Source organism: Bacillus benzoevorans (genome assembly GCF_014207535.1).
In the GTDB taxonomy this organism is placed as follows: Bacteria; Bacillota; Bacilli; order Bacillales; family Cytobacillaceae; genus Bacillus_BD; species Bacillus_BD benzoevorans.
Genome location: NZ_JACHGK010000001.1, coordinates 20367 through 34239, shown reverse-complemented (window position 1 = coordinate 34239; position 13873 = coordinate 20367). Strand labels below are relative to the sequence as shown.

14 protein-coding genes are annotated in these 13873 nt (G+C 39.6%); 9 read left to right on the top strand and 5 right to left on the bottom strand.

The features are described 5' to 3' along the window. Positions 1–154 precede the first annotated feature (154 nt). On the top strand, positions 155–1465 hold the full coding sequence (locus tag HNR53_RS00235) for a hemolysin family protein (RefSeq protein ID WP_184521341.1): 1311 nt from the start codon (positions 155–157) through the stop codon (positions 1463–1465). 42 nt (positions 1466–1507) lie between these two features. Here HNR53_RS00235 and HNR53_RS00230 read toward each other — a convergent pair whose 3' ends face one another. Beyond that, a complete protein-coding gene (locus HNR53_RS00230) occupies positions 1508–2926 on the bottom strand; it encodes a SpoVR family protein (RefSeq protein ID WP_184521339.1) in 1419 nt (472 codons plus the stop codon). Between the two features lie 276 nt (positions 2927–3202). On the opposite strand from HNR53_RS00230, the gene HNR53_RS00225 reads away from it, so the two are divergent. Further along, positions 3203–3463 carry a YhdB family protein gene (locus tag HNR53_RS00225; RefSeq protein ID WP_184521337.1) on the top strand — a complete coding sequence of 87 codons (261 nt, stop codon included), beginning with the start codon at positions 3203–3205 and terminating at the stop codon, positions 3461–3463. Between the two features lie 91 nt (positions 3464–3554). On the opposite strand, the gene HNR53_RS00220 is transcribed toward HNR53_RS00225, so the two are convergent. Next, complete coding sequence (locus HNR53_RS00220; RefSeq protein ID WP_184521335.1) at positions 3555–5297, bottom strand: phospho-sugar mutase; 1743 nt, start codon at positions 5295–5297, stop codon at positions 3555–3557. 294 nt (positions 5298–5591) lie between these two features. Here HNR53_RS00220 and HNR53_RS00215 point away from each other — a divergent pair, with 294 nt between their 5' ends. Both HNR53_RS00215 and HNR53_RS00210 read left to right on the top strand, forming a co-directional pair. Further along, the gene (locus HNR53_RS00215) at positions 5592–6029 is read left to right on the top strand and encodes a disulfide oxidoreductase (protein ID WP_184521333.1); all 438 of its coding nucleotides are present in this window, start codon (positions 5592–5594) and stop codon (positions 6027–6029) included. A 1-nt stretch (position 6030) separates the two neighbouring features. Next, positions 6031–6498 (top strand): thioredoxin family protein, encoded by a 468-nt coding sequence (locus tag HNR53_RS00210; RefSeq protein WP_184521331.1) that lies wholly within the window; start codon positions 6031–6033, stop codon positions 6496–6498. Between the two features lie 81 nt (positions 6499–6579). On the opposite strand, the gene HNR53_RS00205 is transcribed toward HNR53_RS00210, so the two are convergent. Then, complete coding sequence (locus HNR53_RS00205) at positions 6580–6978, bottom strand: DUF5365 family protein (protein WP_184521329.1); 399 nt, start codon at positions 6976–6978, stop codon at positions 6580–6582. A gap of 179 nt (positions 6979–7157) precedes the next feature. Between HNR53_RS00205 and HNR53_RS00200 the strand changes: the two genes are divergently transcribed. From HNR53_RS00200 to HNR53_RS00185, 4 genes are all read left to right on the top strand, one after another. Continuing rightward, complete coding sequence (locus tag HNR53_RS00200) at positions 7158–8078, top strand: RluA family pseudouridine synthase (RefSeq protein WP_184521327.1); 921 nt, start codon at positions 7158–7160, stop codon at positions 8076–8078. A gap of 162 nt (positions 8079–8240) precedes the next feature. Next, complete coding sequence (locus tag HNR53_RS00195) at positions 8241–8858, top strand: DUF47 domain-containing protein (protein ID WP_184521326.1); 618 nt, start codon at positions 8241–8243, stop codon at positions 8856–8858. 13 nt (positions 8859–8871) lie between these two features. Beyond that, positions 8872–9870 (top strand): inorganic phosphate transporter, encoded by a 999-nt coding sequence (locus HNR53_RS00190; protein ID WP_184521325.1) that lies wholly within the window; start codon positions 8872–8874, stop codon positions 9868–9870. Between the two features lie 204 nt (positions 9871–10074). Beyond that, complete coding sequence (locus HNR53_RS00185; protein WP_184521323.1) at positions 10075–10698, top strand: spore coat protein; 624 nt, start codon at positions 10075–10077, stop codon at positions 10696–10698. Positions 10699–10759: 61 nt separating this feature from the next. Here HNR53_RS00185 and HNR53_RS00180 read toward each other — a convergent pair whose 3' ends face one another. Then, entirely contained in the window at positions 10760–11395 is a 636-nt protein-coding gene (locus tag HNR53_RS00180) for a YczE/YyaS/YitT family protein (protein WP_184521321.1), read from the bottom strand. Positions 11396–11602: 207 nt separating this feature from the next. Here HNR53_RS00180 and HNR53_RS00175 point away from each other — a divergent pair, with 207 nt between their 5' ends. Continuing rightward, a complete protein-coding gene (locus tag HNR53_RS00175; RefSeq protein ID WP_184521319.1) occupies positions 11603–12658 on the top strand; it encodes a lactonase family protein in 1056 nt (351 codons plus the stop codon). A 38-nt stretch (positions 12659–12696) separates the two neighbouring features. Here HNR53_RS00175 and yhbH read toward each other — a convergent pair whose 3' ends face one another. Then, positions 12697–13869, bottom strand: a complete 1173-nt coding sequence (gene yhbH, locus HNR53_RS00170; RefSeq protein ID WP_184521317.1) for a sporulation protein YhbH — start codon at positions 13867–13869, stop codon at positions 12697–12699. Positions 13870–13873: the final 4 nt, after the last annotated feature.

Genomic DNA, 13873 nt, shown 5'->3' with positions numbered 1-13873 from the left:
CGAATCGGTATAGTAATAATATCGATTTCATTTGCTGCAATGGACCATCCATTACATCTCCAGTCACTTATGATATAATGTTGAAAAATGAGTCTTTCTATGCAAAAAGAACTAGGAGGTGCATGGGACTGTCCCGAAAATAGTCCCTTCATAATTGATAACAATTAATCTGATACTAATCGCAATCCTGATTGCGTTAACAGCCTTTTTTGTAGCAACAGAGTTTGCCATTGTAAAAGTACGAAGTTCCCGAATTAATCAATTAATCGAGGAAAACAAACCTGGAGCAAAAGCAGCGAAAAATGTTATTACTCATTTAGACAATTATTTATCAGCCTGCCAGCTTGGGATTACCATTACAGCACTAGGCTTAGGGTGGCTGGGAGAACCTACAGTTGAGAAGATTCTTCATCCTTGGTTTATCTCTTTGAATGTCAGCGAATCAGCGGCCAGTATTCTATCTTTTTTCATTGCCTTTAGTATGATTACATTTATTCATGTCGTTATTGGCGAGTTGGCACCTAAAACGGTTGCGATCCAAAAGGCTGAGGAAATCACGTTATCCTTTGCAAAACCCATCATTTGGTTTCATAAGATTATGTTTCCCTTTATTTGGGTATTAAACGGCTCAGCGAGACTTCTTAACGGCTTATTTGGTTTGAAACCTGCTTCTGAAAGTGAATTAGCCCTTTCAGAAGAAGAATTGCGTATCATTATGTCAGAGAGCTATAAAAGCGGTGAAATTAATAAATCTGAGCTCACATACGTGAATAACATTTTTGAATTTGATAACCGGATCGCTAAAGAGATTATGGTCCCGCGTACAGAAATGGTCACCCTGCCTATTGAGATCACCTTCAAAGAAGTGCTTGACGTGATTAGAGAAGAAAAATATACACGTTATCCTGTCATGAATGGAGACAAAGATAATATTGAAGGTATCATCAATATAAAAGAGATTCTTACCGCTTCCATAAATCATACCTCCATAAAACCAGACAGCACGATCGAGCCCTTTATTAAACCGGTTATTCGTGTGATTGAAACGATACCGATTCACGACCTTTTGCTAAAAATGCAAAAAGACCGCTCGCATATGGCCATTTTGCACGATGAATATGGCGGGACTGCCGGACTTGTTACCGTTGAGGATATCATCGAGGAAATTGTCGGCGAGATTCGCGATGAATTTGATACCGATGAAGTGGCCGATATTCGCAAGAACGGTGAAAACCATTACATTATCAGCGGGAAGGTATTAATGGAAGATATTAATGACCTGCTTGGCACAACCCTTATCGAAGAAGAAATCGATACATTCGGCGGCTGGTTCCTGTCGCAAAATTATGATGTTAAATTAGGGGATCAGATTTCTGCAGAAGGATACAGGTTTACCGTCAAAGAAATTGAGGGTCATCACATTCTATATATCGAAGTGAAAAAGGAAGAGATGGCTGAAGCTTGAATAAAAGGGTGCAGTTTAAGCATCCTGCACCCTTTTATTCCATTAGATAAATTTCCGTTGAATATTCTTGCCATCATATGTGAAAATTAGATTTCTTTCATCACTGACGGTTTCCAAATGAATCATCCTGCCCCAAAGCTGGTAAACATACGGAAGCACCTTTTCTAAATAACGTAAATCCAGTTCAATCCCTTCATACCAATGCTTTAAATACAATTCACCATTTTTCATATAATCGCCATCATTGACCGTGATATAGGGAAATCCCCCATTCACTCTTACGTTAACAAGCTGGTCGCGTATATGCTCCCAATTTTTATCTACAATTTTATAATCCTTCCCCTGCTTTTGAAACAGATACATATCCTCCCTCATGACCAAATCCTTTGTTAAATAGTTGCGCAGGAAGGAAATATCAGACTCGATTTCCCTTACTTCAAATAGCCTCTCCCGCCCTGAGCCCGGTACTACTCCCCTTTTCTTCATTTCTTCCGTTGGATTATTATACCGTTCCTCAATGTCCTCAAAAATTTTCAGACCTAAATAATAGGGATTGATGCTTGTGCGTGACGGCTGAACAACACCTGAATTTAACTTCGCAAATTCCAATGCTTCAGCACTAGTTAAGTCCATTTCCCGTAAAATTCGTTGATGCCAATAGGATGCCCATCCCTCGTTCATGACTTTCGTTTCAAGCTGCGGCCAGAAATAAAGCATTTCTTCCCGCATCATCGTTAAAATATCACGCTGCCACTCCTCTAATTCACGGCTGTATTGTTCAATAAATAGCAGTAGATCTTTTTCAGGCTGCGGCGGGAATTTCCTTTTCTTAGGCGTTTTTTCTTGCTTTGGCTTATTTCGTTCATCCAATTCCCAAAGAGTGTCATACTTTGTCGCTGATTTTACATCCTCATCTTCCGCAAATTCAGTATCCTCTATATTCCATGCCAGCTTCGGGCGCATTAGGGAAGGATCAATATGTTCTTCTATGGCAAGGATGGCATCTAAAAATACTTCCACTTCTCTTTTGCCGTGAATGATTTCATACTGGCGGATTCGATCAGCTGTTGCTGCCATACTTTCGACCATATCGCGCTTCGTATTACGGAAGCGGACATTATTTTTGAAAAAGTCACAATGCGCTAGGACATGGGCCACAATCAATTTATTTTGGATTAACGAATTCGAATCGAGCAGAAATGCGTAGCACGGATCGGAGTTAATGACCAGCTCATAAATTTTCGATAAACCTAAATCATAATGTAGTTTCATTTTATGGAATTGCTTTCCGAAACTCCAATGAGAAAACCTTGTCGGCATCCCATATGCTCCAAATGTATAGATAATATCCGCCGGACAAACCTCATAACGCATAGGATAAAAATCGAGACCGAAACCAGTTGCGATTTCCGTAATTTCTTCAATGGAATACTGAAGTGCTTTACGCTCCTCCTCGTTCATTCTTGTCTCCCCCTTCATTTCTTCATATCACAATGTATGAAGAAACAGGAAGAAACATGAATCTTTACTGTCCTTCGTGGCAAAAAGATACTGAAATAAGGAAATTCAGAACCCATATATGTATTGTCTGCAGAATCCGTACGGTTCTCCTGTCATTTCATCTGGTAAGTAGTGGCACCCCGAGATAACAATTAGTCCAACATTTACACTGCAATATTTTCTTTATCTCGTTCAAACTAATATCAACTCCTTAGAAAAGGAGGAGAAAGGAAAACCATGATGAAGGTTGATTATGACCGAGCACTATATTACACATACCGCTCAGAGTGGGACAATTTATTAATTCTGATGGTTCGTACAGCCGACAACTTTTTAGCCAAAAAAATTGAGCATTTTCTGCATGCCTATAACTTTGAGAAAGATTACTCCATTGTGGAGAAAAAGTTATATTCTTTACTGCGATACATCGACCACGCCAACACTCAGATAGAGAATAGAACGTTTGATAAACAACAGCCGCTTTATGTACTAAAGTAACGATAGTGAGAATACCACCAATGACAAAACACGGTTCTTTAGCCTAGAACCGTGTTTTTTATGTTCGACGCGTTTTACGCTATACACCTTATTATTTGGATAAACTTGAAATTATTTCATTAACGATGTCCATAAATTGCTGCTCAATGCGGGTCAACTTCTCTTTACTTTCATCGAGACTGCCGCTGTTAACGCTGAAGTAAAATTTTACTTTTGGTTCAGTGCCTGATGGTCTTAAACAAATCCATGTCCCATCTTCCAGATAATATTTCAGAACGTTCGATTTTGGCAGGTGAATCGGATTCGATGTACCATCTAAATTTGTCCGGATGCTTGTTAAGTAATCTTCCGCTGCTGTTACCTTTAAGCCTCCAATTTCCCTTAAAGGATTTTCCCTGAATGAAGCAAGCGTTTTTTGAATTAATTCGGCACCATCCTTCCCTTTTAAGGTTAAGGAACGGAGACCCTCAAGAAAATAGCCGTACTCTTTAAATATGGCCATTAACGCATCATAAAGGCTCATTCCCTGCTTTTTATAAAAAGCAGCGGTTTCCGTTCCCAATAGTGCCGCCTGAACCGCGTCTTTGTCACGGACAAAATCACCAATTAAATAACCATAGCTTTCCTCATAACCAAATAAAAATTTATATTCACCCGTCATTTCATATTCTTTTATTTTTTCCCCAATAAATTTAAAACCGGTTAATACATCCAAAGTATGGACGCCGAATGATGCAGCAATCTTTCGTCCCAATTCACTTGTTACAATCGTTTTTAACATAATCCCATTCTTTGGCATGGTTCCCTTCGCTTGCTTCTGGGATAAAATATAATGAAGAAGGAGCGCCCCCGTTTGGTTTCCTGTTAAGACAACATATTCTCCTGCATTGTTTTTCACAGCGAGTCCTAAACGGTCTGCATCCGGATCTGTCGCAATCAGCAGGTCCGCACCAATACGCTCTCCCGCTTCAATCGCTAATTCAAATGCCGCATGTTCCTCTGGATTCGGGCTTTTAACTGTTGAAAACTCCGGATCAGGCAGTTCCTGTTCTGCCACCACTGTTACATGCTGATATTTAAGAGCCTTTAATCCATTGCGGACCGGAATATTTCCTGTACCATGCAATGGCGTATAAATGACCTTCACATCCACTTCATCCGCTAATGTTGGATTTTCTGAAATCGTCATCAGTTTCTCAATATAAGCTTGATCCACTTCAGGACCGATAATTTTGATTAATCCTTTTTCCTTTAATACTGCTTCGCTTTCTACATCTATTAATAATTCATTATCTATTTTATTAACCTGTTCAATAATGATATCTGCTGCTTCAGGTGGCATTTGACCGCCATCTGAACCATACACCTTATAGCCGTTATACTCTGGTGGATTATGGCTTGCTGTCACGACAATCCCGGAATAGGCTTGCAGGTAACGAACAGCAAAAGAAAGCTCCGGTGTTGGACGCAATGATTCAAATACATAAGTTTGAATTCCTCTTGAAGCTAAAGTTTTTGCGGCCTCCATTGCAAATTCAGGAGAAAAATGCCGTGAATCATAAGCAATGACTACCCCTCTTTTTTCCGCTTCGAAGCCATTGCTATTAATAAAGGCAGCGAGACCTGCAGATGCCTTCCGGACAGTATATAGATTCATCCTATTAGTTCCGGCACCAATTTCTCCGCGCATACCGCCTGTGCCAAATTCCAAGTCTTTATAAAAAGCTTCTTCAAGACTTTTTTCATCTGCGGCGATTTTGTTCAATTGTTCCTTTACTGTTGAATCTAATAATTCAAATTGCATCCATCTATCTGCCTTACTTCTCCAACTCATTAATGTATAACCTCCTAATAATACACGATCAATTCAACGACCGCTGGTCTGAATAAAATATTACCGTAAATTAGAAAATTATTAAAGCTTACCGCAGGTTATTATGGTGACAAAACAGTAACAATTCCATACAAAAACTGACATTTATACAAAATGCCTCAATATCTTTTTTAATTTTATAATACAGAATTCCTATCTAAACAGATTGATTTTGTTTACACCTAAATTTTCCCCGTTTATAATGCAAGTAAAAGGGTTCTCAACCTCTACTCATTTTTGCCAAAGGAGACCATCATGAAAGATATCAAAAAAGATTCTCGTGAATCATTTCTTTTTATTGCTTGGGCGGCATCTGTCATTGCTATGTTCGGCAGCTTGTTTTTTTCGGAAATTCGGCACTATGAGCCTTGTGAGCTTTGCTGGTACCAGCGGATCCTCATGTATCCTCTGGTCATTCTTTTGGGAATAGCCGTTGTTAGAAAGGAGTTCAAAATCACCATTTATTCAATGGTTTTATCAGCTATTGGAGGAGGGATTTCTCTCTACCATTATTTACTGCAAAAGGTAAGTTTTATTTCCGAAGCAGCACCAGCCTGCGGCCGAATCCCATGCACTGGCCAATACATTAACTGGTTCGGTTTCATTACCATTCCTTTTTTAGCACTGACCGCATTTATTGTGATCTTTATATGCAGTTTTCTGATTTGGAAAAGCTCAAAGGAGGAAAAATAAGTTGAAAAAGGTACTAATCTTTTTAGGAATCATTGTCGTATTATTTGCTGTGCTTGGATTATTAACCAATATGCAAAATAAAGAAAAAGCAAAAGGAAACCCGTATGGCAAAGATACTCTTTATGCTGCCACCGTTGATTTATTGGATGATGAAAATTATCAAAACATCATTCTCCCGCAAGAACTGGAAAAAAAATTAGCCAATAAAGAAGATGTTACGGTCTATTTTTTTCAATCAACCTGTGAATTCTGCAAACAGGCTACACCAATCTTGATGCCGCTGGCCGAAGATATGGGGATAAACCTTGTCCAATACAATCTCCTCGAATTTGAAGAGGGATGGGACAAATATCGGATAGAAGGCACCCCAACCATTGTGCAGTTTAAAAAAGGAAAAGAAACTGCCAGAATTAAAGACCTACGGGACGAAGCAACCTACCGTCAATGGTTCGAGGAAAACAGCCAGTAACGCCCTTTGGAACATTCATTTTATTACATCTAGTTTAATAATAGAAAAAAGGCGGACAAATATAATGTCTGCCTTTTTCCGCTATATTAACATTTGGTTTGCCGGCTTAGTATATAGGCTGATTTCGTCCGCTTTAGCTAATTTAGATACCTCAAATTGTTCATATTCAAACGGAAAATAGAAGCCGTAGTCCTTTAAGATGGATACATTTTTATAAAAAGTCTCCATATATTGTCCATCCAAGGTTTTTGTTTCAAGAATCGCGATCAATGTCTGTAAGCTTGCAATCACCTGATAGGCGTCCTTCAAAGTGCCAAATTGCTCAAAATGACTTTTGGACGTATTTAATACTTTGAGCCTTTCATATTTCTGAATATCTCCATCTGTAAAATATGCAGGAAAGATATCAGAATAGAAATGATCGATAAGCTCCTTTATTTTTTCTTCTTGACTTTCAGTCGAAGCAAAAACCACTTTCACTCTAAACCCACCTTTAATCAGTCTGATCAGTATCATAGATACTAATAGAATAGCATATTATCTTATGCTAAGATGATGGTAATTAATAGAAGGGCGGGAGTCACTGTTGTGAGCAGCCCCAAGCGCATCAGAAACCGCTAAAAATGAGCGATATAACATTAATCAATTAGGAGAATAGCATGATTCAAACAAAACGTATCGATGAGTGGTTTGAAATAATTATTCCAGAAAAATGGGAAGGTCTTACCATTGAGGAACTTTTTCGCAGTATTTGGCAGGCACCGAAAAAACAAACCCATATACTGAGAATGGAAAAAGGAGTCTTAGTTGATGGAGAACCTGCAAATTGGACAAAACCGCTGCAGCAGGAAGCACAAGTCAGAATCCGCTTTTTTACCGAAGCAGATTTCGGTCTATTGCCGGGTCCTTTTGATCTGTCCATTCTTTATGAGGATGACCATCTTCTGGTAGTGAATAAGCCGGCAGGTATGGATACTCATCCAAATGCGCCTGACCAGACGAACACCTTAGCCAATGCTGCAGCTTTTTACCTTCAGTCTAAAGGAGAATTTAGACAAATAAAGCATGTCCACCGGCTTGATCGCGATACCACCGGTGCCGTTCTTTTCGCAAAGCACCCTTTTGTCGGCTCTCTTTTGGATCAAATGCTGGAAAAAAGGGAAATTAAGCGAACCTACTTGGCCATTGTTCATGGGATACTGACTAATCTGAAAGGGACGATTGATGAACCCATTGGCAGGGATCGGCACCATCCCGTGAGAAGAAGAGTCTCCCCTAAAGGGATGCCGGCTGTCACCCATTATGAAGTACTAAAAATCGAACAAAGGAAAAAGAGCACGATGATAAAGTGCCAATTAGCAACGGGAAGAACGCATCAAATCCGCGTACATCTCAGCCATATAGGTCATCCGCTTGCCGGGGATATGTTGTACGGAGGAAAACCGGTCTTTACGAGACAGGCCCTGCATGCTGTAAAACTAGAATTTATCCATCCTTTCACAGAGGAAAAAATTACCTGCCATGCTCCATTTCTTGATACACCGGTCATATTTACGGATATAGACCCTAATTCAATTTAACCAAGCAACATAAAATTTTTATTAAGTATGTTGCTTGTGCAACATAGGTAATATTAAGATTATGTAAATTTTTCGTTGAATAACTTTTATATTCGACATTTTTCGATTAGAATTAACTCGTTTGGTTTTACTTTGGATGAAATAATTTTTGGGGGTAACAAAATGGTTTTCAAAAAGAAGGATAAATTTGCAGTGATGCTGCATAATATTTCGTCAAATCTGCAAGAAGCAGCCAATTTTTTTGCTGATTACCGTTTACAAAATGTAACGGATTTAAAAATCTTTTCCGAAACAATGAAAGAATTTGAAACAAAAGGAGATACATATGTCCATGAAGTGATAAAGGAATTAAATAATGCCTTTATTACCCCAATTGAGAGAGAAGACATTTTATCCTTAACCATCAGTATGGATGATGTGCTTGACGGATTAGAGCACACTTCAGCATTATTTGAAATGTACAACATTACCGATGCTGATGAATTTATGCTGAAATTTTCTGAGGCACTGAAAGGCTGTGCTAATGAAATTCAGGATGCAGTTGTGCTCCTTTCCACAAAGAAATTACTGCAAATCCGTGAACATGCCATAAAAATTAAAGATTATGAGTCAAAATGTGACGGGATTCAAAGACAATCGATTAAACATCTTTTCTCCGTTGAAAAAGATCCGATCAAAATCATTCAATACAAAGAAATTTATGAGAATCTGGAAAATGTTGCCGATTACTGCCAAAATGTGGCCAATACATTGGAAACCATCATTATGAAAAATGCATAAGGAGATTTGACAAATGGATGCACTCTTTATTTTAACCATCTTAGTTGTCATCTGCGCCCTGGCATTTGATTTTATCAACGGTTTCCATGATACAGCAAACGCCATTGCAACATCAGTTTCAACTAAAGCATTAAAACCGCGGCATGCGATCGTCCTCGCTGCTGTGATGAACTTTGTCGGTGCCTTGACGTTTACAGGTGTGGCAAAAACCATCACCAAGGATATCGTTGACCCTTTTACACTGCCTAACGGCTCAGTGGTTATTTTAGCCGCACTGTTGGCAGCGATTGCCTGGAATTTAATCACATGGTATTACGGAATTCCAAGCAGTTCGTCCCATGCCATTATCGGCTCCATTGCCGGGGCCGCCATTGCAGCAGCAGGTTTTGGCTCATTAAATTATACAGGTTTTATCAAAATCCTTGAGGCTTTAATTGTTTCACCTATTCTTGCCTTTGTAGCAGGGTTTATTGTATACAGCATTTTTAAAATTATCTTTAAACACAATAATTTAACGAAAACCAATAAAGGTTTTCGTATCTTTCAAATTTTCACCGCAGCATTACAGGCTTACTCACATGGAACAAATGATGCGCAAAAAGCAATGGGTATAATTACAATGGCGTTAATCACCAGCGGCCATCTTACTTCAAATGATGTTCCCCTTTGGGTACAAATAGCCTGCGCGACTTCCATGGCGCTCGGTACATCTGTCGGCGGCTGGAAAATCATTAAAACAGTCGGCGGTAATATCATGAAAATCCGCCCTGTTAACGGAGTTGCAGCAGATTTAACAGGTGCAATGATTATTTTTGGAGCAACTTATATCCACTTACCGGTAAGTACAACCCATGTTATTTCATCTTCCATTATGGGTGTCGGTGCTTCCCACCGCTTAAAAGGGGTAAAATGGGGAACGGCACAGCGGATGCTCATTACTTGGGTTATTACGCTGCCCATTTCAGCCGCTTTGGCAGGATTGTTTTATTTAGTGTTAAACCTATTCTTTTAACCACTTTTTATAAGGTTGTTTCAAAACAGCGGCAGATGATGCCGGTGTTTTTGAAGCGGCCTTTTTCCTTTTCATTATTAAAACTGCACAACAGCAATCCGATTGAAAGTTTTATTTTCCAGACATCATTAAAATGATTTTTTACATAATAATGATGTACGGCACAGTATTGCCGACAAAATTTCAGCCGGAGGTACAAACAAGATGCAGCAAACACTTAACCCAACCAATAATACTCAGCAAATGATGCCTAATATGCAGGCGACAGATACATTACACGGCGGACATGAGCTGATGGATGTTCATGAAGTTTTAGGGTGCTTAACTTCTACTTTGGATCAATATTTATTATACCAGCAGCAAGTAAAGGACCCTGAATTAAGAGATATGCTCAACCGGCAGCATCAATTTATTCTGGATAATTACAATATCCTTTGTGAATGTTTCAAATCCGGGAGAAATCCATCCCACCATACAACAAGATATACGATGACACAAAATAATGATGTTATTTATGGTTTACAGCCAGGGCAGCCTAAGAAGCCTCATACAAACGCTTCTCAAATCACTGACCAATGTATTTCCGGTTATATGATGGGACTGGTAAAATCAAGTGCCAGTGTGATGACAATGGGTGCACTTGAGGTAACAAACCCTGTTGTCCGCAGGGTCATTGCCGACTCCGTTCCTAACTTTATTGAAATGGCTTATGAAATTTTCCAATATCAAAACAAACATGGATATTATCAAGTAGCCCGATTAGACCAAAATGATATGGTCAATGTAATCAACAGCTACGCTCCGGCAACAGGACAGCAGCTGCAATAACATAACAAAAGGAGACCTGTCTCCGCATTGATAGCAATGCAGAGACAGGTCTATCCATTCATTAGCTAAATTTTTTAAAAGCATTTTTGAAGTCAAACGTATGATGGTAGATTTTGAGCGACACTTGATTAAAAAATTGAATGATCGTCCCAATACAGAGGACAATAACAATCGTCCCCACCCCTACTTTTCCGCCAACCATGATGCCAAGGAAAATAAGGAGCAGCTCTAATATCGTTCGTGAAACCATTAAATTCACATGAAATTTTTCGCTTAAGGCCACCATCATTCCATCATATGGCATCCGTGGAAGTTCAGATGTTAAATAAATTCCGACTCCAATTCCAATAAGCAGAACTCCTAGAAGAAAGAAGGACCATCTTAGTACAGGGGTGACTAAAACAAAATGCAAATCAGCAAAAATGATTTCCAGCCAGAAATCGGCCAGCAGCCCCCATAATACCATCGTAAATACTGACTCAAACTGCGGTCTTTTTTTTAGCAGCAATGCATTGCATAAAAGAAAAATCCCTTGCGAAATAATCACCCAAGTTCCAAATGTGACACCCGTTTTTTTAGCTAATACCATTAACACGACATCCTGAGGACCTGCCCCGGCATTTGATTTTAAAATAAAGGCAACACCCATGCAGGCAACGGCAATTCCTGTGACAAAGAATATTAGTTTTTTCCCCATTCTCTTTTCCCTCTCATGCATATACGGCCTTTAGAGCATAATAAAACATATACTGCTTTTCTCTAACTTATGACTATAAAATTCGGTGCCTGGCACCATAAAAGGACAAATGTCCTCACAGGCAGGACAACGTCGTTGACTTCACACATAACGGACATGTTATGATGAAAGGGTAGTATACAATCCTTTTTGATTAGGAGTGTTAAAATGAGCCATATAGATAAATACCGCGGATTTATCGGTACATATACAAAAGGAGAAAGTGAAGGAATCTATACCTTCCTCTTTGATGCAGAGAGTGGTCAGATAAGTGAAGTCAAACCGGCAGCAAAACTGAATAATCCTACCTATTTAGCGATTTCAAAAGATAACAACTATCTTTATAGTATTGTTCAGGACGGAACTCAGGGCGGTGTAGCGGCTTTTTCATTAAATAGCACTACCGGAGAACTGCAGCTATTAAATCAGCAGCTAACAGAAGGTCCGCAGCCTTGCCATGTGCAGCTCGACAGCGAAAATCATTATCTCTTGGCAGCAAATTACCATAGAGGAACGATTACAGCCTATACCATAAATGCAGCAAACAGAGAGGTGAACCGCCAGCCCTCCGTCATCGAGCACAAAGGCAAAGCTCCTGTGCAAAAGCCGCATACCCACTATGCTACCTTTACCCCGGATGGAAGGTTTGTTGCAGTAGTTGACTTAGGTATTGATCAATTACTAACCTATGAAATCGTGGAGGATCATTTGCAAAAGGTCAGCCAGTTGGACCTCACACCGGGGAGCGGACCAAGACATCTGGACTTTCATCCAAATGGTAAATATGCTTACATTATGACAGAATACAGTTCAGAAGTAGTGGTCTTACAGTATCATGCGGAAACAGGCACATTTACCGAACTGCAGTCGATAACGACGATACCTGCCGATTTTACAGAAAATAATCAAGGAAGCGCTATCCACATTACCTCGGACGGTCGTTATCTTTACGCCGGCAATCGCGGACATAACAGCATCGCCGTTTTTGCTGCCGCTGAAACGAGTGGAAGGCTGACATTTGTTGAGCATGTATCATCCGCAGGAGACTGGCCCCGTGACTTTGCTTTGGATCCAACTGAAAAATACATGATTGGCTCCAACCAGGAATCAGAAAATATCGTAATTTATAGAAGAGACCTGGAATCTGGAAGACTTTCACTGCTGCAATCCGATATCCATGTCCCGCATCCAATTTGTATTAAATTTTTGAATGAAACTTTATAAAGGCAAAAAAAAAAGCGATAGGTTGCCGCCTATCGTTTTTAAGCATATAGCTTATTCTCTTCTTCCTTCTTAAAGAAACTTTTCATGGCATGAAATACATCTACCTTTTGTTTGAGAATATAATAGCGAAATTGTTCATTTTTGATGTTTTTATAAGCTGACATCAGTGTGGAATGCCTGTTATATTGGTTTACTTCCCCATAGCCGAACATATTGGAAACACTAATCAATTCTTCGACAAGCTTAACACAACGGGCATTATCAGAAGTCAGATTATCACCATCTGAAAAATGAAACGGGTAAATGTTAAATTTATCCGGATGATACTTTTCCTCAATAAGCTCTAATGCTTTACGATAAGCTGATGAACAAATGGTTCCGCCGCTTTCCCCTCTGGAAAAGAAGTCCTCTTCCGAAACTACTTTTGCCTCTGTATGGTGGGCAATAAACTCTATTTCAACCGTTTCGTATTTTGAACGCAGGAATCTGGTCATCCAGAAGAAGAAACTGCGTGCCATATATTTCTCCCAAATTCCCATACTGCCGCTCGTATCCATCATCGCAAGGACTACTGCTTTTGAATCAGGTTTGACAATTTCATTCCATGTTTTAAATTTCAAATCTTCCTTATAAATAGGATGGAATTTCGGTGTGCCATGCATAGCATTCCGCTTAAAGGCCGTCATCATCGTCCTTTTCTTATCAATATTCCCCATTAATCCCGTTTTGCGTATGTCATTAAATTCGATGTCTTCAATCAAATGTTCTTGTTGCTCTTTGCGTTTTAAATTTGGAAGCTCTAATTGCTTAAACAACGCCTCCTCTAATTCCATTAACGAAACCTCTGCCTCGAAGTAATCCTCCCCAGGCTGATCGCCTGCTCCCTGACCCTTTCCAGGCCCCTTCTTTCCATCAGCTCCATCACGCGCCACAACATCTCCAACCTTACTGTCCCCGTCGCCTTGGCCAACATGCTTATTCTTGTCATAATTATAGCGAATTTTATATTCGTCCAGAGAACGAATCGGAATTTTCACCACTTCACGACCGTTTGACATAATAATGCTCTCTTCAGTAATAAGTTCTGGGAGATTATTACGAATTGCTTCCTGAACCTTTTCATTGTGCCGCTGCTGGTCATCGTGGCCTTTGCGATGGAGGGACCAGTCTTCTTTAGAAATTACAAATTGATGATTATTCTGTTCAGTCATTTCA

Bases quoted from the DNA above. Each gene is read 5' to 3' on its own strand.
- HNR53_RS00195 (WP_184521326.1), top strand. From the start codon at position 8,241: ATGGTTTTCAAAAAGAAGGATAAATTTGCAGTGATGCTGCATAATATT.
- HNR53_RS00185 (WP_184521323.1), top strand. From the start codon at position 10,075: ATGCAGCAAACACTTAACCCAACCAATAATACTCAGCAAATGATGCCT.
- HNR53_RS00225 (WP_184521337.1), top strand. From the start codon at position 3,203: ATGATGAAGGTTGATTATGACCGAGCACTATATTACACATACCGCTCA.
- HNR53_RS00190 (WP_184521325.1), top strand. From the start codon at position 8,872: ATGGATGCACTCTTTATTTTAACCATCTTAGTTGTCATCTGCGCCCTG.
- HNR53_RS00230 (WP_184521339.1), bottom strand. From the start codon at position 2,926: ATGAACGAGGAGGAGCGTAAAGCACTTCAGTATTCCATTGAAGAAATT.
- HNR53_RS00220 (WP_184521335.1), bottom strand. From the start codon at position 5,297: ATGAGTTGGAGAAGTAAGGCAGATAGATGGATGCAATTTGAATTATTA.
- HNR53_RS00215 (WP_184521333.1), top strand. From the start codon at position 5,592: ATGAAAGATATCAAAAAAGATTCTCGTGAATCATTTCTTTTTATTGCT.
- HNR53_RS00200 (WP_184521327.1), top strand. From the start codon at position 7,158: ATGATTCAAACAAAACGTATCGATGAGTGGTTTGAAATAATTATTCCA.
- HNR53_RS00180 (WP_184521321.1), bottom strand. From the start codon at position 11,395: ATGGGGAAAAAACTAATATTCTTTGTCACAGGAATTGCCGTTGCCTGC.
- yhbH (WP_184521317.1), bottom strand. From the start codon at position 13,869: ATGACTGAACAGAATAATCATCAATTTGTAATTTCTAAAGAAGACTGG.
- HNR53_RS00175 (WP_184521319.1), top strand. From the start codon at position 11,603: ATGAGCCATATAGATAAATACCGCGGATTTATCGGTACATATACAAAA.